The organism is Salipaludibacillus sp. HK11 (assembly GCF_047795645.1).
Taxonomy (GTDB): domain Bacteria; phylum Bacillota; class Bacilli; order Bacillales; family Salisediminibacteriaceae; genus Salipaludibacillus.
Window position 1 is genome coordinate 3208069 of sequence record NZ_CP181045.1, and the last position, 20844, is coordinate 3228912.

Annotated in this window: 16 protein-coding genes; 2 read left to right on the forward strand and 14 right to left on the reverse strand. The window is 37.1% G+C overall.

Annotation, left to right across the window (positions count from 1 at the left end; genetic code table 11):
* Positions 1-81 precede the first annotated feature (81 nt).
* The 9 genes from ACM26V_RS15180 to ACM26V_RS15220 form a co-directional block, all read right to left on the reverse strand.
* Positions 82-2646, reverse strand: a complete 2565-nt coding sequence (locus ACM26V_RS15180; protein ID WP_416147569.1) for a beta-mannosidase — start codon at positions 2644-2646, stop codon at positions 82-84.
* A gap of 51 nt (positions 2647-2697) precedes the next feature.
* Complete coding sequence (locus ACM26V_RS15185; protein ID WP_416147570.1) at positions 2698-4044, reverse strand: glycoside-pentoside-hexuronide (GPH):cation symporter; 1347 nt, start codon at positions 4042-4044, stop codon at positions 2698-2700.
* 892 nt (positions 4045-4936) lie between these two features.
* Positions 4937-5719, reverse strand: coding sequence for an alpha/beta hydrolase (locus tag ACM26V_RS15190; protein ID WP_416147571.1), 783 nt, complete (start codon positions 5717-5719; stop codon positions 4937-4939).
* 106 nt (positions 5720-5825) lie between these two features.
* Entirely contained in the window at positions 5826-7295 is a 1470-nt protein-coding gene (gene gtfA, locus ACM26V_RS15195; RefSeq protein WP_416147572.1) for a sucrose phosphorylase, read from the reverse strand.
* A 14-nt stretch (positions 7296-7309) separates the two neighbouring features.
* Positions 7310-8257: a carbohydrate kinase family protein gene (locus tag ACM26V_RS15200; RefSeq protein ID WP_416147573.1), complete on the reverse strand. Its 948-nt coding sequence runs from the start codon at positions 8255-8257 to the stop codon at positions 7310-7312.
* Between the two features lie 227 nt (positions 8258-8484).
* Positions 8485-9966 (reverse strand): glycoside hydrolase family 32 protein, encoded by a 1482-nt coding sequence (locus tag ACM26V_RS15205; protein WP_416147574.1) that lies wholly within the window; start codon positions 9964-9966, stop codon positions 8485-8487.
* Positions 9967-9984: 18 nt separating this feature from the next.
* Entirely contained in the window at positions 9985-10812 is an 828-nt protein-coding gene (locus ACM26V_RS15210) for a carbohydrate ABC transporter permease (protein ID WP_416147575.1), read from the reverse strand.
* The gene (locus tag ACM26V_RS15215) at positions 10812-11699 is read right to left on the reverse strand and encodes a carbohydrate ABC transporter permease (RefSeq protein WP_416147576.1); all 888 of its coding nucleotides are present in this window, start codon (positions 11697-11699) and stop codon (positions 10812-10814) included. Before ACM26V_RS15215 ends, ACM26V_RS15210 begins: the two co-directional genes overlap by 1 nt.
* A gap of 72 nt (positions 11700-11771) precedes the next feature.
* Positions 11772-13133, reverse strand: a complete 1362-nt coding sequence (locus ACM26V_RS15220) for an ABC transporter substrate-binding protein (RefSeq protein WP_416147577.1) — start codon at positions 13131-13133, stop codon at positions 11772-11774.
* 325 nt (positions 13134-13458) lie between these two features.
* Here ACM26V_RS15220 and ACM26V_RS15225 point away from each other — a divergent pair, with 325 nt between their 5' ends.
* Positions 13459-14445 (forward strand): LacI family DNA-binding transcriptional regulator, encoded by a 987-nt coding sequence (locus ACM26V_RS15225; protein WP_416147578.1) that lies wholly within the window; start codon positions 13459-13461, stop codon positions 14443-14445.
* Between the two features lie 627 nt (positions 14446-15072).
* Positions 15073-15162 (forward strand): hypothetical protein, encoded by a 90-nt coding sequence (locus ACM26V_RS15230; RefSeq protein ID WP_416147579.1) that lies wholly within the window; start codon positions 15073-15075, stop codon positions 15160-15162.
* Positions 15163-15813: 651 nt separating this feature from the next.
* Here the strand turns inward: ACM26V_RS15230 and ACM26V_RS15235 are convergent.
* From ACM26V_RS15235 to ACM26V_RS15255, 5 genes are all read right to left on the reverse strand, one after another.
* On the reverse strand, positions 15814-17109 hold the full coding sequence (locus ACM26V_RS15235) for an ABC transporter substrate-binding protein (RefSeq protein WP_416147580.1): 1296 nt from the start codon (positions 17107-17109) through the stop codon (positions 15814-15816).
* A gap of 79 nt (positions 17110-17188) precedes the next feature.
* Positions 17189-18016 carry a carbohydrate ABC transporter permease gene (locus ACM26V_RS15240; RefSeq protein WP_416147581.1) on the reverse strand — a complete coding sequence of 276 codons (828 nt, stop codon included), beginning with the start codon at positions 18014-18016 and terminating at the stop codon, positions 17189-17191.
* A gap of 15 nt (positions 18017-18031) precedes the next feature.
* A complete protein-coding gene (locus tag ACM26V_RS15245; RefSeq protein ID WP_416147582.1) occupies positions 18032-18904 on the reverse strand; it encodes a carbohydrate ABC transporter permease in 873 nt (290 codons plus the stop codon).
* A gap of 2 nt (positions 18905-18906) precedes the next feature.
* Positions 18907-19974 carry an ABC transporter ATP-binding protein gene (locus ACM26V_RS15250; RefSeq protein ID WP_416147583.1) on the reverse strand — a complete coding sequence of 356 codons (1068 nt, stop codon included), beginning with the start codon at positions 19972-19974 and terminating at the stop codon, positions 18907-18909.
* Positions 19967-20821: a metallophosphoesterase family protein gene (locus ACM26V_RS15255; protein WP_416147584.1), complete on the reverse strand. Its 855-nt coding sequence runs from the start codon at positions 20819-20821 to the stop codon at positions 19967-19969. The genes ACM26V_RS15250 and ACM26V_RS15255 overlap by 8 nt, the downstream gene beginning before the upstream one ends.
* Between the last annotated feature and the right edge of the window lie 23 nt (positions 20822-20844).

Genomic DNA, 20844 nt, shown 5'->3' on the forward strand with positions numbered 1-20844 from the left:
TTTCACTATAAATAGTTTCTTTTCTTAAAATCATAGTGTATTCGTTTTATATAACTCCAGTTGTGGGGACTAACCTGTGTATTACTTTCTAATTAAACTGTTTCGTTGCATATCATTTCCAACATATTCAATGGTATCAAACAAACTACGTACGGTCAGCTGTTCCTTAATTTCTGATACATGTAATGGCTCGGATATATTGTCTTTATATAGATACACACATTTTTTGTCTCCTGCCGACAAATCGAAAAAATTATCGCTGAAATGGGCATCTGCTTCTGTTAAGTCTAGCTCAACTGCTTTGGCAAAAGCGACGGATCGCAATGTAATCACGAAGCTTTCATCATCTTCTTTCACTTCCCCGACGATTTGAGGATCTTTAAAATCAAAATACTTAGGTCTCACAAACAATAATGTGTTTTCTGCCAAACACTTCCCTTCAGCTTGAACGGAAAACTGCAAATATAAACGATGGCTATTTCCATCTGTCATATATTTCTCCATTTGAATTGTCGTGCATGCCTTTGCAGAAAGAGATTGTACCTCACAATGATGCTGTCCTGAATTAACAATGTTATTGCCACTATCCCTTAATTTCCATTCTATCATTCCTTTAACTGGTTCCAATTGATCATTTGTAAGATACAATGTGACATCAGTTCCGACATCAGCAGCAGAAATCAATACTGGTGCATAAAACCGTTTAGCGAAATAATGCAATGCCTTCCATCTACCATAATAATCAATACTTGACCAGGAAATACAAGGCCAACAATCATTCAATTGCCAGTAGATTGCCCCCATACTTCTCCCTCTATTTCGTCTCCAATGCTCCACTCCATACTTAATTGCCTCTCCTTGAAGTAGCTGGGAAGTATAGATGAAACCATCCAAGTTCTCAGGATACTTATAATAGTCCGCCATATACGTAACAATCTTCTTATTCCCATCTTCCCCTTTTTGATGATTCTCCATCACAGATGAGAAAACATTCCTATCCTCGGGCAAAGTGAATGCATTTACCGTCTTGATATTCGGAAATGCCTGAAAGCCAAATTCTGAACAAAACCTAAATACATAATCTCTATATTCTTCGAATGGCTTCATCCTGTGCCAGACATCCCAGAAGTGTACATCCCCCCTATTTTCATCATTAGGATTATCGAAGCCACCGCCCGATGAAGGAGATGATGGCCAGTAAAATCGATTAGGATCGTATTTTTTTACGACTTCTGGAATATACTCTTCAAAAAATTCCGTGTATTTTTTCTTCATTTTTTCGATTGGGAACTGCTCTTTATCGATTGATAGTCCAAACACATCGCTCTGTTCCAAAATAAGCATGACCCATTCCGCTTCATTATTACCACTCCAAAGACCTATACAGGCATGATGCCTCAATCGCTTGATATTATCAGCCAATTCTTTCTCAACATTACGAATAAAAGTCTCGTTCTCTGATGGATATTCTATAGAGGCGAACATGAAATCCTGCCATACAATCAATCCGTATTGATCACATAGATCATAGAAATAATTATCGGGATAAATCCCACCTCCCCAGACACGTATACAGTTAAAATGAGATTCAACACAGTCTTTAATAAGTTGTTCCGTCCGCTCTTTTGAATATTTAGACATGAGGTTATCCTCTAAAATATAATCTGCTCCTTGAGCAAAGATAGCCACCCCATTTACTTGAAAAGCAAAGGATTCTCCCCATTCATCATCTTCCTGAAGAACATGTAATTCTCTCAAGCCGATTTTCATTTCTTTTTTATCCAGTACTTCCTCTCCTCGACTGAGATAAAATTTAAGATGATAGAGAGACTGGGAGCCATAACCATTTGGCCACCACAATTCTGGATTTTTGATCTCGGTCGACAACTTGCATTCTCTCTTATTTTGAAAAATAACAGGAGATGAGCCTCTGCAAATTTGACTATGGTCCGGTCCCTCTATTTCCCACGAAACCTCCAAATGATCAAATGATTCGTCCCATATATCGACCGACACTTGGGCATCGACTTTCACACTGTCCGTCCTATGCTCTTGAGACACATAAATATCATCTAAAGCCGCTACACGATAACATTGAATGTTGATATTACGCCATATCCCGGCATCCGGCACTTTAGGTCCCCAATCCCAGCCGAACATACTATGAGCCTTCCTCAAATGGGGAAAACCATGTATCCCTATTGCCTCAGCCAATGAATAAATAGGATACTCCTTATTTCTTTTATTTATCTTTTCTACTGGGGAGTAGAAAATGATTGTAATCGTATTCATTCCTTTTTGCAATAGATGCCTAACATTAAATTCATACGTTCTATGCATATTATCCGTTTCTGCAACCTTTTCGCCATTTAACCTGATTTCACTCACTGTATCGAGTCCTTCACACCTCAATCTTATTTGATCAAAGTCTCTGACATTTTCCGCCCATTCAAATTGTCTTGTATATTCATAATGAGAGTCAGAATATGCCAGCGCTTCATCCGACGCGTCTCTAAAAAGAGGATCTTTCATTACTTTTGCATTAATTAAATCTGTAAAGACAGTTCCTGGAACTATAGCACTTATCCAGTTTTTGTGACGCGTATCTCTCATTTTCCATTTCCCATTCAAATCAATCGTATACATGATGAACCTCCTAATGTAAGCGCATTAAATTAATACTAAACAAAAACTCAGCTACTGTGCTGAATGTTGCCTTTCTGCTAGTTCATTGACAATATCTTGATGTCTTTCTTCAGTTAGTGTGTACCACTTCATGGGCACGATAGCTAGTAAAGTAAACACTGCTGGCAGCCACGACATGAGAATGACCATTCCAGTTGTAGCAAATGTAGACAGAACCGTATCTGCTTGATATCCGATAATTGTTAGGCCTAACCCTAACATTCCGCCCGCAATTGCAGTCGAGAGTTTTGTAATAAACGTTCTAGACGAATAAATCATGCTTTCTGCTCGCTTACCAGTTTTCCATTCTCCATATTCCACCGTATCAGCTATCATTGAACCTGTCGCGACAATTCCCATCCCCAGTCCGAAACTACCAAGAGCATTGAATGAAAGTATCAGAATAAGATTATCTGCAACAAAATAGATCGCAGCATTAAACAAAGAGCAAATGATTAGTCCCCATATCCAAGTCTTTTTTTTGCCGATTTTACCTGCCACAACAGGAGATACAAAAAGACCTATAATCATAAATAGCATCATGGTTCCACCAGCAATAGCTACCATGCTTTCCCCACCTATCACATACTTAAAGAAATAAACCTGAACCGATTGCTTTAGAACGAATGGAATTTGAAAGCAAATATAACTAATCATGATGAGAAGAAGCGGCTGATTTTTGATTATAAGACGAATATAATCTATTAACTTAGCCTTTTCTCTCTGATGAGTCACGTCAACTTTTCCCTCACTAGTCGATCTGAATGTGATGAAACAGGTGATCATCAAAATCACACCGATTATGACTATTACAGGAACATAACCTTCAGGGTTGCTCGTAGACCCTCCAAAAAAGATAATTAAAGGAACAGCAACCACACTGACAACTAATGCACCACCAAGTGTAAACAGACTGGCAACCGCATTAATTTTATTCCTCTCTTCTGGAGTTTTAGCAATAACCGGTAGAAGTGACCAGTAAGGAATATCAAGAGCCGTATAAGCTATCCAAAACAAGACATAGGTAATGGCAATGTAAATTAACGTGCCATTTTCGGGAACAGTAAATGCTAGAATTCCCAGAATAGTAATAACGATAGGAAGAAACAGGATATAAGGTCTGAATTTCCCCCATCTCGTTCTTGTCTTGTCAGCAACAATTCCCATCACAGGATCATTCACTGCATCAAAAATTCTTGAAAATAAAATGATCGAGCCAGCTAGCGCAGCACTAACTCCAAGTGCATCCGTGTAAAAAATAATCATATATGTTCCCATGAACCCATAAAGTATGTTCTGCCCAAATAGCCCTATCGAGTAACCAACATTTACTTTTGATCTTCCCCTTTTTTCCTTCACAATAAGATTCCCTCCTTTACATAGGTCTGTTTTCATTTTATTCTGAATACTCGATTAATTAATGACAAATCCAAGTTTATTTATCTCATATTATTGGTTGTTTCGGGTAACCGGGGGACTAACCGGGGGGACGGTTCTTCCGGTTAGTAAGTGTTAGAGGGAAAAATACGCAAAAAAATTACAAGCGGTAAAAAGCTTGTAAAGATATCGGTTTCCAACAGAAGTGCGAGTAATAACTAAATCAATTGTTGTCGTAGGATCAGGAGGTACCTTTTTAAAGAATCAAAAAAGTTATTTTTAGTAATTCTATACATAATATCACTGTTAGTATCCAGTCGTGAAAGGCGTTAATTCTATCTACTGTTAGATTTTGTGCTTGAACATGCGATTGTTTTTAATTTATTTAGAGTTAGTAGAGAGTTCTTAAAAGAGACCGTTCTATCTGAAGAGGTAGCGTGAATGGTAGAAGTTAAAGATCTGAAATTAATACGTTGACTATATTTTCCATTTTTTATTTATTTCAATAGTACTAAAAGGATTGATCTATATCAGTGGGGATCTAGTCTTCTATTGAGAGAGGAATTCCATATATGCTTTTAGAAATCATTCAGATGGTTTCATGTAATCATGGTACTGACTTTGCCATTCTTATACGTTTAAAACAATGTGTCGACTGATATCTGCAGCCTAGATATTTGTCTTGTTGATAACCCTTTTTCGTTAATCTCTTTTATATATTTATCTCTCCTTAAGATGTTGTTGTAGTCTTTCCCCCAAAAAACAGCCATTAGTCATTAACATACTGTCTGCCTTTTGGGGTTATTCTTCATACCGATTCTATGAAAAAAACAAGAGTAAGATTTTATCTAGACCCCAAGAACCGTCCCCCCGGTCACGGTAACCATAACAACCCTTTTTCAATGTACTTATCCCAAAATGCCCAATTATGATCTCCTGAATCTTCTACATATGTGAAATCAACTTGTTCCGTATTGAGAAAGTCTCGAAATCTGCGATTCAAATCCACTAGAAAGTCCTCTGTTCCACATGCCATATAAATTTCAGGAATGTTACCGTTTGATTGTTTCAGATTCGTTATCAAAGCTTCAGGATCTTTATCACTTCCCTGAAGTTGGGTTAAATCTCCGAAGACTCTCTTCAAATAGTTATAATCTGAAATGCCATCATTATAGTCAGATTTTGCATTTTGTGCATTGTAAGTAATAAGCGCTGAAGATAATGCAATAATTTTGCTGAAGTTCTCTGCATATTTCAACCCATTTCGGATCGCTCCAAATCCTCCCATCGACAGTCCCCCGATAAATGTATCTTCTCTACGGTTGGATATCGGGAACAACTTACGTGTATAGTTTACTAGCTCATTTCCAACAAATTCACCATGCAACGCTCCTATATCCGTATCATCCAAATAAAAGTGATTTTCGCCGGACGGCATAAACACAGCTATATGATACTTATCAGACAACTCTCGAATTCGCGAATAGCTGAGCCAGTCAGTAAAACTACCTGTTAATCCGTGTAACAAATAAAGGGATCTCATCGGCAGTTGTGCGTTTTCTTGTTTACCTTCCATTGTATCCAACGGAATCAGTGCATTAAATGTCACTTCTCTTCGCATCGCTTCTGAATAATAACTAACCTGTAACATTGCCATTTTCATTAACACTCCTAAGAAACTAAAAGGTAAATTTTAATTAATTTTATCTTGACAATTTTTTTCGACCACAAGAACCGTCCCCCCGGTAATCCCCCCGGTAATCCTAAACAACATATTGTGTCTTATGGCCGTTCTCATCTTTATATTCTATCACAGACTTGATCTCATTCAGATCAATAAATAATGTACAATAATTCTCTCCCTTTTTCCAAGACAGGTGTATTTCCGTATTAGAAGAATTCAAAACCTCGAACTCCCCATCGAATACGTCATATTCATTGCGAAAGCGAATGAGCTTCAACAGCCTTTGAACAACTGTTTTATTCAAGGATTTTTCAATCTCCTCAACTGTATAATTATGGCGGTTAATCGCACGGCCATCCCCTGTTGCTTTTATATTTTCTTCGTCATTTTCTCCTGCTAAGAGACCCACATAATAAACCTGTGGGATGCCTGGAACAAAGAACTGTATTGCTCTTGCAGCTAAATATGCATCATCATCTTTGTTAAGAACAGAGTAATAAGTACACCTTATTTGATGCACATCAAAACCGTCTTCATCTTTGTGGTCATCTGATAAGATAAGACTCAAATTAGAGCCCCTGTCTAGAGTTCTATCCACTACTTTTCTAGCTTTTTTCGTATCGATCAGATCGTCAAGGTCCGGTTTTACAGGAATCCCATCATGACAATCGAGCATGGTAAATTGTTTCTCAGGGCGGTCTTTTAAATATTCTTTTAAATCCTTACTTGATCGATTTAAAAGTGTATCAAGGATCTGGTATGGAAGAATAAAATCATAAATCCAGAATCCATGAGCCGCAAGTTTATTTTGAATGGAATGATGCGCATGGACCTCTGGAAGCAATTCAATTTCCAACGAATCTGCCAGTTCCTTTATCCAATCAAGGAACTCATAGATTTCAGGCTCCACGAAGAAACTGCTTGTCCCCAGTTTTTTTATCACATAACCGACCGCATCCAGTCTTACAATCTTTACATTTTGCTCCTTAAAGTTTCTGAAGTATTCTGTAAAAAGCTGCTTAACTTTAGCAGAGTTAATATCAAAATCAATTTGTTCAGAAGGATTCTCTTTACCAAACGTAGTCCATACGCTCTCCGTTTCTCCTGTTTCGTCAATCTGAAAGGTAGAGTAAGGCAAAGGTCTTCTTAAAAACATTTTGTCAATATCTTCTTTCACTGGCTGTCCATCTTTCCATATTTTATCAAGAGTCAAAAATAGGTCAGCATACTCCGACTCCCTCCCCTTCTGGAGAAAATCTTGAAAATACACTGATTTCCTGGAAATGTGGTTAACCATCAAATCTAACAAAATATCATACGTTTCTCCCAATTGTTTTATATCTGTCCAGTTTCCAAAGCTCGGTTCAATATCAAGGTAGGTTAAAGGAGCAAAACCTCGGTCTCCAGACGAAGGAAATGGAGGCAAAATATGAATACCACCTGTGAATAGATCTTTAAAATAAGTATCAAGCACACGATCGAGTGTTTTTAAGTCGCCACCGAAAGAGTCTGGATAAGTAATTAATTGTACTTTGTTTTTCAATGCCATTTAAATTCCTCCTACTAAATTTGATACAAATCTTGATAATGCGGTAAATCAACAACAGCCCCGACAAATTTTAGTTTATAAGCACTAGTTAACAAACCAATTTCAACTGCTTTTTCGATCGTTTCACCTTGTGTAATACCTGTATAAAATCCGGACCAAAATGCATCTCCAGCACCTGTAGTATCAACAATATCAGTTGCCTTTGTTTCATGAGATACTTTCTCCCCTTCGCAAGAGACAATCGCTCCGTCTTTTCCTAAAGTCATAATCACAAACTGACAACCTAACTCATGAAATTTTTCTATTTGATTCTCTGGTGTATCCTCACCAAATAAACGATTTGCATCATCTTCTGATGGCTTTAGAATATCTACCTTTCCTATCACTTCTTTAATAATTTCAGTCCCATCTTCATTATCTTCCCATAAACCTTGGTGATAGTTTGGATCGAAACCAATCAATACCCCCTGATCTTTTGCATAATCAATTGCCTGGTTAATTACCTCCCGTGATGCTTTTTTAGAAATTGGCCACGAAGAGATATGAAGAATCATCGACTCATCAATCGCTTTTTTTAGCTGTTCTGTGAAGTGAAAGCCATAATCTGCCCCACGGTAAAAAGCTGGGACTGGTGTATCTTTGCTTTTATTAACAACGACCATACTAGTTGGTAATTTCGTTCGTTGGATTAAATCTGTTTCAACTTTTTGTTTTTCTAAATGTGAAACTAAAAAATCACCGAATCTGTCGTTCCCAACACTCGCACACAACTTTGCTTTTGCGCCAAGTTTATTAACGTTCATGCAAATATTAGCAGGGGAACCTCCAAAAAAGACTTGAAAGCGATTATTTCCATGTAGATTTTCATAACTATCTGAAATCATATCAACTAAGATTTCTCCAATTGATAAAACATCAATTGATTTATTTCTCAATGAATATGTTTGATTTAAAGTAACCATCTAGAACCCCCATTCAACTTAAAGAATTACCTTGCTCTGTAAACATATTCACACTTCAAAGAGACGTCTAAACAAAGGATTCATCTCTTTAATCTCAGAAACTACATTCTTATTCAGCGCTATTGAAACGTCATAGATTAGTTATAATGATAGCTTTTTGATTTTAATAAGACGTACATACGTTTATTTAGACTCTTCGTCTTCCGTTGATCTTCTCCATCTTACACTTATATCTTCTGTCCCATTTTCCATTTTTCTAACTTTACCAATTCTGTGTCATTATCAGAGAAAAACAATATTCTGTCAGATAATTTATCCGGATATATTCTTGCAGACATAACCTTTTCTCCATGATTTATAAATACTTCTAAAGACGAGTAATCCAAAAATATATTTAGATGCAGTCTGTTATCTTTTAATTTAACAAACGCCGCTCTTTCTCCGATTGGTCCTTTTCCAGATTTATCACGGTTCAACATTAATTTTTCCTTAGATTTACGATACTGAATCATTGTTTTTTCCGTCATTTCTGAGTTAGTACATAGTTTCATACCGAATAAATCAGCGTTTTTCATATCAACTATTAAATCAATTTCAATCGTTTGACCGTTCACGCCTTTTATCTCTTTTAATTCATTTATTAAAAGATTATTATAGTTAACCCGATCGGTTCTTAGTTCCTTTACCTCTACAATCGGCTGAATAATTAACCTCTGATTTTCTATTTTAAGTTCTCGAGGAAGCGTAAATGCACCAGCCCATCCCTCTTCTTTTTCTGGCATCTCACTTTCCCACATGTTCATCCATGCAATTAAAATTCGCCGACCAGATCCATCAATTAGCGTTTGCGGTGCATAGAAATCAAACCCGTAATCTAGCAACTGAAACGCATCATGTTCGAATTCACCTGTCTGATAATCAAGATCTCCTACAACATATCCCGATTGATGTAAGTTGTGATATAAACATCCTTCTGGTTTTACTCCTTGAGGAGAATAAATTAATACATCTTTCCCATTTGAATGAAACAGATCAGGGCATTCCCACATAAAACCTGCGTTGCCTTCACCTTTTGTTATAACATTTACAAATTCCCACTCTTTCAGATCTTTAGACTCATACATGATTACTTGACCAACGTTATCACGATTTTTTGACCCAATCACACAATAATACGTATTGTTTTTCATCCAAATTTTTGGATCTCTAACGTGATTAGGATGAACAGATTCAAAATTAGGCTGATCAATAACAGGATTACCCTTTATTTTATTGAAGTTTATTCCATCTTCGCTTTTCGCTAGGCATTGTACCTGTTTTAAATCTTCATCATGATTTTCCCCTGTCCAAGTGTGACCGGTATACATAAGATATAACGTGCCATCTTTTTCGATGGCACTTCCTGAAAAACAGCCATCTCGATCATAGTCTTCAGTAGGAGCGAGAGCGACTGACTCATGATTCCAGTTAATTAAGTCATCACTTGTTGCATGTCCCCAGTGCATTGGTCCCCAATCAGATGAGTATGGATGGTGTTGGTAAAATAAATGGTATTGATCCTTATATTGGATAAATCCATTAGGATCATTAATCCAACCACTAGGCGCACTGAAATGGTACAGCGGCTTATATTTTGTTTCTTTATATTGTAATTTATTCAATCTTAGTGCCTCATTGGCCTTACTAATCTCTTTAGTATGCTCAGCCATGTAAACCTCCCCCTAAACCTATTTAATCGCACCGTCAATAACGCCTCTAATTACTTGTTTCTGTAAAATCAAGAAGAACACAAGAATAGGGATAGTCGCTAGAATTAAACCAGCCATTGCCGGTCCAAAGCTTGACGTATATTGGCCAAAGAAATAAAACGTAGATAACGGGATCGTTCTCTTGTCTTCTGAAACAAACACTAGCGATGGTAGTAAGAAGTCATTCCAAATCCATAACACATCTAGGATAATGATCGTCACAGAGATAGGTTTTAACATTGGAAATACAACTTTCCAAAATACTTGTAAACGAGAAGCACCATCAATCACTGCCGCTTCTTCTAGTTCAACAGGAATATTTTTTATAAAACCATGATACATAAATGTTGCAAGTCCAAGTCCAAATCCTAAATAAAAGAACATAAGCATCCAATGACTATTTAACAAACCTAAATTCCCATATATTGAAACAAATGGAATCATTAATGCTTGAAACGGTACAATCATTGATGCAATTAATATCATGAATAAATAACGGTTCATTTTCCACTTCCATCTAACTAGAAAATAGGCCAACATGGATGAGAATAAAATAATTATTGTCACCGAGACAACGGTAACTAATACCGAATTCCACAACGCCAACATAAAATTCATTGTACTAAATGCTTCAACATAGTTATCAAATGAAAACTGTTCAGGTAAAGCTAATGGATTATCAATAATCTCCGTTCTTTCTTTAAAAGAGTTTAATATAACTAGAACAAAAGGAAAGAAATATAATAGAAACATTATGAGAGAAACTACAAAAAGCGCAATATATTTTATCTGTTTTCTTTTACGCATTATGACTCAACCTCCATTTTCTTCATAATACCAACTTGAGATAAAGCTATAATTGCTACAATTATAAACAAAATAAAAGCTTTCGCTTGCCCTGAACCATAGTTTTGATATAAAAAAGCTTCATTATAAATATGCATTGCTATCAATTCTGTTGATCTAAATGGCCCACCATTTGTTAATGCCAAGTTAACATCAAAAACTAGGAAACTTCGCTGCAACGTCAAGAACAGGCTAATTGTAAATGCTGGTATCATTAGGGGTATTTTTATTTTCATCATTTGCTTCCATGCACTAGCGCCATCCAATTCTGCCGCTTCAAGTAAAGACTTATTAATCCCCATTAACCCTGCAATATAAATAAGCATCATATAACCTGAGCTTTGCCATACCCCTACAATCACGAGCACCCAAAAGGCATTATCAGGATCTGCCAGCCACGAAGATGAGAATAGATCTAAATATGGCGAATCTCCAGAATAGACAAGTACTCTAGCAAAAATAAATTGCCAAATAAATCCTAGAATAATTCCACCAATTAAGTTTGGAGTGAAAAATCCCATTCGAAAGAAATTTTGACCTTTCATACCACTTGTTACAAGTAAAGCTAAACCAAATGCGATGACATTGGTAAGAATTAATGTGAAAAGGACATATTTAAACGTAACTGATATAGAATCCCAAAATAGAGCATCCGCAAAAGCATCACGATAATGGGTAAGACCAACAAAATCCATTAAAGAGCCTGAGAAGCCAGTCCAAGTTGTAAATGTCATAGCAATACCCGTTACAACAGGTAGTAACACAACAACCAAAAATGCAAATAATGGAATAGCAGCAAACGTGGCAAATACTTTAAATTTATCACTAAAATTACGTTCGTTATACAATTCAAACCCTCCTTAAAAATCAAAATGGGATAAGCAACCAAAGAGCTTACCCCATTAATTCTGTAATCCGTATTACTCTACACTAGCCCAGTATTCTTCCATTTCATTAATGAAACCCTCTTGATCGGTTGCATCTGACAAGTATTTTTGCATTGACGCACCCATCGCCGGAAATCCATCAGTAGGATAATATGAGTTCATCCATTCTAATGTATTTAATTCTTCCATATACGAAAGTACCGATTGAGAAATAGGATCCTCAGGACTTACAGTAAAGTTATCAAATACCGGAATCAAATTAAACTCATTCACATAATGATTTTGCCCTGCTTCTGTATTAACTAGCCAATCTAGAAAGACTTTAGCAGCCTCTTGTTCCTCTTCTGATGATTGTGATTCGTCAATAACCCAATAAGAAGGTACACCAACTGAAATCTGTGCATTTCCATAGTCAGAAGCATCATTACTAATTGGGACTGGAATAAATCCGTAGTCACCGTCTGGATCTAATTCTTTTAGTTGCGGATATGCCCAATTCCCCATAAACCATAAGCCAACATTTCCACCTGCTAGTGCAGCTGGTCCATCATCATACTGTGGAGCTAATGGAGAATTTTTACTATCATTAAATTCTTTTATCATATCAAACGTTTTTAACCACCCCATAAATACATCATTGTCTTCTAATGCTACTTCTCCAGCAATCATGTCTTCCATAAATTGATGACGTTCATCACGATCTTCTGATTGAGCTGCGAAAAGCGGATTACTTAAGTGAGCACCTAGTGACCAATCCATCGGAGATACATGAACAGGTTCTACGCCTTCAAATGCTTCCAATTCGTTCATTAAATTTTCAAGATCATCATGCGTTCTTACTGATGTAGGATCAAAATCTCCATCAATTACTTCATCTAAAATAGCTTTATTGTAAATGAATCCAAATGCTTCGACCGTTAATGGCTGTCCGTACACCTTATCGTCAACAGTAACAAAATCTGTCATACCAGGTTGTACATTTTCCATCCATGACTCCTCTGATAAATCTAACAATCTATCTTGGAATGTCTTAAACTCATTACCTACCATCATGAGCGTAGCAGCATTACCGGCTGAATATAGTGAGGTCATTCTTTCAAAAGCATTGCCGCCTGCTAATGGAATAATCGTTACATCAACACCAGTTTCAGTAGAAAACTCATCCACTGCAGTTTCAAATTCACCAGCAATTTCTGGTTTACTTAACAAAATAGAAATCTCTGTTCCTGATAAATCTAAACCTTCAGAACCTTCGGCCGTGTTTTCTTCCGAAGAACTTTCCTCTTCTTCACCATTCGTATTCTCTGATACATCATCATCATCATTTCCACAAGCTGCCAATATTGAGACTACTAACATTAATGCTATTAAACCTTTAACATATTTACTCATCATTAAACCCCCTTATTATTTGTAAGCGCAAACAACGTGTTGCTAAAAAAAAGAATTAAATACATCATTGTTTATTTATAGCCTAATAACCTCCTTTTGTCGTTATATTTTCTTAATGAGCTAATAATAGCATTGTTAATTTTATGTGTCAATCGTTTTCATATATTTTTATACCTTTTAAAAGACTGATATATATACTTATAACGCAATATAAAATTGGTACATTCAATAAAAATACATACAAGAAAGCGTTTAATATACTATTTTAGTGAAAACCTTTAACATATGTTACAATGAAGCTATTAAATATATAAATGAGGAATGTCATATGGTTGGAATTAAAGATGTTGCAATAAAAGCAGGAGTCTCTGTTACAACTGTTTCTCGCGTCATGAATAATCGAGGATACATTGGAGAAGAAACACGCAAAAAAGTTGAAGATGCTATTACAACACTTGATTATTCACCTAATCAAATTGCCCGTTCATTACTTTCTAATCAATCACATTTAATCGGTCTGATTGTTCCAGAAATGAAAAACCCTTTCTTTAGTGAAATAATGCAATGGGTTGAGTATTACGCGAGCTTAAAAAACTATAAAATTATTATTTGTAATTCAGTAAACGATAAAATAAAAGAACACGGCTACTTACAAATGTTAAAAGAACACCGTGCTGATGGTGTTATCATGTGCAGCCATACTTTAGACACAGAGGTTTATAAAAAACTTTCCATCCCTAGTGTTTCATTTGACAGGATTATTTCTTCTAAAATCCCTTACGTTGCTAGTGATAACTATCATGGCGGTGAACTAGCAACACGCCATTTAATTGATCAAGGATGTAAAACGTTACTGCATATCTCTGGACCTCTTAATTTTGAAATGCTTTCAAATCGCCGATTTGATGCCTTTCAAATGACGTGTACACGTCACAATATCAAATGGGAAGTAGTTGAGGGCGCAAAAGTTGATGCGACTTTCGATGATAATTATCGTTTCATCGAAGAAGAAGTAAGTGAACATTTATCGGAATATGATGGCGTCTTCTGTAGCAATGATTTAATGGCATACGCCCTATCCATATATGCTTCCAAAAATAAAATCAACATCCCTGAAGATTTAAAAGTAATTGGATATGACTACCATAGTTTCACTCGGATGCTGCAATCTCCTAAATTAACCTCAATAAAGCAGCCTATTGAGTTGTTAGCTAAACAACTGGTTCGTTCTTTAGTCAAACAAATTGAGAACAAGGAACCCCTTGCTGAACGTACAATCTTTGATGTTGAACTGATTCAAGGCGATACGACATAAAAGGAACCGGGGGGACGGTTCGAGACCAGTGGTAAAGTAGTGACTTTCGAAAAACGGTCGTTTTATTGGACATAAAAATGTCTCACCGTATACTAAACGTTGCTTAGAAGCGATTCTGAGGGCTCGTTCTTCTTTAAGTATTTTTCGTTTTTAAAAAGTTGGACTTTATCAGCAGTCCCGGACAGTTCTTAAGGTTAGTAGGGAAAAATAGAAGCGGTAGAATGCTTGTAAAGATATCGAGTTCCAGCAGTAGTGCGAGTAATAACGAAATCAATAGTTATCCAGACGTGAAAGTCATTAATACTATCTACTGTTAGAAATTTGTGATTGAACATGCGCTTGCTTTAAATTTATTTAAAGTTAGTAAAAAGTTCTTAAAAGAGACTGTTCTTTCTGGAGAGGCAGCGTGAATGGCTGTTTAATCAGCAAAACAGCCGTGCATAGGATAACGACGGAGACAGTGAAGAGTGACCAAGATCCTCTGACAATGACGATAGTTATCAAGATAGTGATCGTGAGAACGATGACAATTGGAGCACTGAAACGGACGATAACACCGAAGAGTCTGGCACTTCCGATGAAAAGGAAGGTCAGGAGCTCCCCGAGACTGCAACAGGAGCATATAATATGCTTTTCATCGGGTTCCTATTATTACTACTTGGTGTTGGTGCTACGCTGATATTTTATTACAGAAAGAGGAAAAGTAATTTAGTCTAAATATAGGATGAAATCATGTAAAAGGGCTTTGGATTCTTCCAAAGCCCTTTTTTGTGCAAATGGTGGAGTAATAATAAATGACATAGCTAGCAATATCAGAGAGGAGAGGTCAAGAAAAGGATAAATAACATATTTCCTTCAGAAAAAATAGCAACAGTAAGGAATTCAATAACCATCCGGTTCAAGGCTGTTTTTTAATTTGTTTTACTGCGAAACTCAAGATAATATATTCTCAAATATCGGCAAGTAATGCATCAAAATAATTAAACAGATAGTAATTTTTCTAAAAATGGCTACTGGAAGCCTTTCGATTCACTACAACCTTCAATATATATCAATAATTCACTCTCATCAAATTCTCCAATTCATTGGTTATGATTGCGTAGTAGCCGCCTAATCCTTCTTTCGCTCAAATCTCTAGCGCATCTTTTTGGACACCATTTTGCAAAATTCCTCCCACCTCTGTCTTCAACTTCCTAAGCATAGAAAGGTCTACACCGATTATGAATGATGGGCCTTGCAAAGAGTAACATTGCAACGAACCGGATCATAGGGGTACTGAATAACTAAAAATACCGTTTGTTCCATCCCCCGTCTGGCTGACTCCATTAGTTCTACTCAACCACAGGAACCGTCCCCCCGGTTTACGGTCTAGTCCAGCAACTCTTTGGCTCTTTCGGCAGCGTCGTCCAACGCTTCTTGTGCCGATACGTTATCATCAAGTATCGCTGTCGCTATCGCATCTTCAATCATTGACATCACCTCTGGATAGCCTGTATTCATTGGGCGGTGACGAGCGTACTCGAGTTGATCAACAGCAACTTTATACTGAGGAATTTCTTCGTATAACTCATTCATTTCATCGCTTTCAACTGCTGAGTGACGACTTGGTAAATAGCCTGTAAATGTACTAGCATAAATCGTCTGTTCCGTATCAGTCATCCATTTAATAAATTCCCAAGCTGCTTCCTTCTCCTCATCAGGATGGTCTGCAATCATTACCAAGTTTGCTCCACCCGTTGGAACACCATAATCAACATTAGCTGGCATAAATGTCGTATTTATTTCAAAACCATTTCCTTCTGCAATTTCAAGGTAATTCGTCAAACCTGCTGTAGATCCAAATATCATAGCGGAATTTTGGTTGGCAAAATCCTGACCAGCTACTTGCCCTGACTCATCACCTGTTGGAATTTTAATAACACCTTCTTCTTCAAGACCCATTAGGAATTCAACCGCTTCAACTCCTGGTGCCTCATTAAATAATGGTTCCAACTCATCCTCAGATAATACGCTGCCACCACTTTGAGCAACTAACCCTTCATAAATCCATATCCCGATTGGAAAAGTCATTCCTACCGTATCATCATCGGTTAAAACTCGTGAGAAATCAGCAAATTCCTCCCAATTACTGGGGCCTGAAGGATCTAATCCTGCCTCTTCAAGCATCGTTGCATTGACATACAAAATCGGTGTACTACGTAAATAAGGAAGACCATACAGACCTTCATCTACATAGGAATTCCCCATTAAACCATCCACAAAATCATCCATGTCGACTCCGTCTCTTTCCACATAAGACGTCATATCTTGTGTCATACCTGAGCGTGCAAATGTACCTACAGAGGCAATCTCATTCAAAGTCACATGTGGAGGATTCCCTGCCGCTGCTGCCGCCTGTGTTCCTGCGTGTAGGTCTGCATAATCTCCTTGATAATGTGCATTGACTTGAATCTCATTCTGTGACTCATTAAATTGATCTACTAGATTTTCATTATTTTCACCAATCTTATCTCCAAATGCATACCAATATTCAATTTCAATTTTTTCATCATTTGTGTTGTCATTTTGAATGTCCACATTTGTCTCTGCATCACTCGTACTTTCGGAACAAGCTGCTAACAAGATTACCGAAAGAACCCCGGTGTAAGAAATTATCCTTTTCATTCATTCCATCTCCTTTTTTTTGAAATTAGCTCAGAAGAGCCCACATTTATTAAAAACACGTTTTCCGACTTTAGCTCGTTTATTTAACACCTGTGTATACAAACGCTCGAATAATATGTCGCTGCGCGAAAAAGAAGATAAATAAAATCGGTGCAACTAAAATTACATTTCCTGCCATCATAACGTTCCAAGCAACCCCTCCTTCTGCATCTCGTAGTCTTGCAATTCCAATTGGTAACGTTCGACTTACATCAGAAGTTGTCATTACTAAAGGCCAGAAATAATCGTTCCAAGTCGAAATGAAACTAAATAATGCAAAGGTAATGATCATTGGTTTCGCTATCGGAACCATAATTTTGAAAATAATCTTCCATTCACTCGCTTGATCAAGTCTAGCAGCCTCAAGTAATTCTTCCGGCACTTGCTTGAAAGTTTGCCGTAATAAAAAGATTCCAAAAGCAGTTGCCATAAAAGGTAAAATCAATGCTAACCGAGTGTCAATTAACCCCCATGTACTTAATAACAAATACACTGGTAAAAAAATGAGCTGAGGTGGAATCATTAGCGTCACCATCGTTAATCCAAACAGAACATTATCACCTTTGAAACGGTATCGGGCAAAAGCATAGGCTGCAGGAATAATGGTGAAAAATTGTAAAACTAAAATGGAAATTGAAACAATTAAACTATTCACTAAGTACCTAAGAAACGGACCTGAGTTCCAAGCTGTAAGAAAATTTCCCCAAACAAAGTTCTCTGGTAATAATGTCGGAGGGAATACAATTGTTTCCGGCAATGTTTTTAGTGACGTCACAATCATCCACAGAAATGGTGTAGCAAAAATAGCGACGAGAATAACTAATCCTAAAGTATTTGCCCCTCGTAGCAATAGCGATACAGATTTCATAGTCTGTCTTCCTCCCTAACGATAGTGAACCCGCTTGCTTAATAAATGAAAATAAAAGAATGTCATAATCGAAATAACAATGAGTAAAATAACGCCTGCCGCTGACGCATAACCGATTTGAAAGTAACGAAATCCATATTCATATATATAGTAAACGAGTGTACTAGTTGAGTTGATCGGACCCCCTTGAGTCATAATTTGAATACTTTCAAATACTTGAAAGGACCCGATCACATTAATAACTACTAAAAAAAATAGCGTCGGTGACAGCATGGGTAACGTTATTTTATAGAAAGTCGTCCACCTACTGGATTGGTCTAGTTCTGCTGCTTCATACATATCTTTCGGGATACTTTGTAATCCAGCGATAAATACAAGCGCATTAAAACCAACACTTTTCCAAACAGCTACGATAACTAACGATATTAAGGACGTATTTGGATGGGTTAACCATTCAGATTGCGGTAGGCCAACTAAGGTCAACATCCAATTTATCAACCCATACTGTGGATCGAACAACCACATCCATAGCATCGCAACGGAAACTAATGCAATGATGTGTGGCGTGAAGATCGCCCCTTGGACAAACCCAAAGATCCCTCCTGCCCTGTTTAACCAGAGTGCTAACAGCAGAGCAATTACAATCGTAAAGGTAACCGTCAAGAAAGTGTACACTACAGTGTTGTTTAACACTTGCCTAAATCCTTCACTTCCAAGCAAATCTGAAAAGTTTTGTAACCCGACGAAATCTCTTGTCGGACTTACAAAATCCCAATCAAAAAAACTCAACTGAATCATATACCCAATCGGATATATGAAGAAGATGATGAAAACAAGAAGTGCTGGAGTAATCATGACGTAAGGCCGAAGTTGCTTCCAAGAAATCATGATCACACACCTCCTGCCACCTTGACTTTTTTTGCTTTTGCTTTTGTTTTCATGCAATCGCCATTTTCTTTAAAATAATAAAGTCTTTCTTCTGGGACTTGAACATACACGTCGTTTATATATTTCATATTCTGTAGGTACTCTTTCACATTCACCATTCCTGCTGAGGTTTTGACTTGATAGATAATCTCTGACCCTAACGTTTCTCTTGTCACAATTTTACCTTTAATAAAGAAACTATCTGTAGTTGGTGCATCAACTAATTGAGCATATTCAGGTCTGAACCCGATAGCCTTAACATCGGTAATCTGAACTTCTTTTATTGGATAAATGTCATCACATTTCAAGACATTCATCGGTGGTGTCCCTATAAACTGGGCTGTAAATAAATTTGTTGGTGAATGATACACGTCCAAAGGAGGATCGACTTGTTGGATTTCTCCTTCATTCAAAATAACGATGTCACTTCCCATCGACATTGCTTCCATTTGATCATGTGTGACGTACACAAATGTGGTGCCTAATTTTTGATGTAATTCTACAAGTTCAGCTCTCATTTGGTTTCTTAGTTTTGCATCTAAATTGGAAAGAGGTTCATCCAAGATAAATACTTCAGGTTTTTTTACCATCGCCCTCGCTAAAGCTACTCTTTGTCGTTGACCACCAGAAAGTGTTTGCGGCTTTTTGTCTAAATAATTGGTGAGCCCAACAATCTCTGAAATCTCATTAATTAACTGCTGTCTTTCTCGCTTTGGAATTTTACGATTTTTCAAACCAAATTCGATATTACCTCTGACCGTCATCGTTGGATATAAGGCATAATTCTGGAAAACCATTGCAACGTCTCTTTTTCCGGGACTCACATCATTAACACAGCGATCTCCAATCCATATATCGCCCTCTGTTTGCTTCTCCAACCCCGCTATCATTCGTAAAGTTGTCGATTTCCCACATCCTGAAGGCCCCACAATCACAGTAAATGACCCGTCCTTTATCGTAAGGTTGAGGTTGTTCACGACCGTATCATTCTCAAACCTCTTTACAATGTTATCGAGAACAATCTTAGCCACGTCCGATCACTCCTCTTAGTGTTGAGAGTTCTATGACCCTTTCCTGGTCATCTGTTTTGCCGAGGAAATCAAATGGCACTCCTTTCGGATATAGTTCGTTATGGACAACATTAGCCTGAGCAGACATGTGTTCATTTTCAATAGTAATCATGCTAATTTGCACTTGATCCTTATCAACTTCGATTAAGCGATATGACTGATGATCTAAGCAATCAGCCGTTTGAACAAACGTCCATTGATTCTCTTGGGTAATAGAGTGACTGTGGTTATGTCCGCAAAAATAAAAACCAGGACCTTTCTTTTTGTTTAAAATCGCCTTCATATCTATTTCTGGTACGATCGAAAGGTTTTTGAAGGTGGAGCGATCCGTCGTATCGTAAACTGGATGGTGGCCAAAAATCATCACGGCTTTCGTTCCCGATTCCTCGATAGATTTGTCTAGCCACTCTAGTTGTTCTTGGTCCATATCACCACTCCAGTCATCTGCGTTCATCTCTCTCGTTGTATCGAGAAAAAGCAAAATTGCTTCCTCTGTTTCCACTTTGTTATAGCGAGGTTGGTTAATCATTGCTAAGATATCAGACTTTCTATTTGTATAAGCATCGTGGTTACCAAGAACATGACGAAAATTTATCGTTCGTTGACCAAGGTATCGATAAATATCTTCTAACTCATTCATGTAACCATGATGTGTTAAATCCCCTATGGAAATATGAAAGCTCGCCTCCTCCGCCGTAAATTGGTCTATGAAACTTTGATAAAAGTAATCTCTTGCTCGCATAAACTCCTCTGTTTCTTTTTCTAATCTTGGATAATGTAAGTCTCCTATTAAAGCCAATTTCAACATAATATATCCCTCCATTTTTTTAC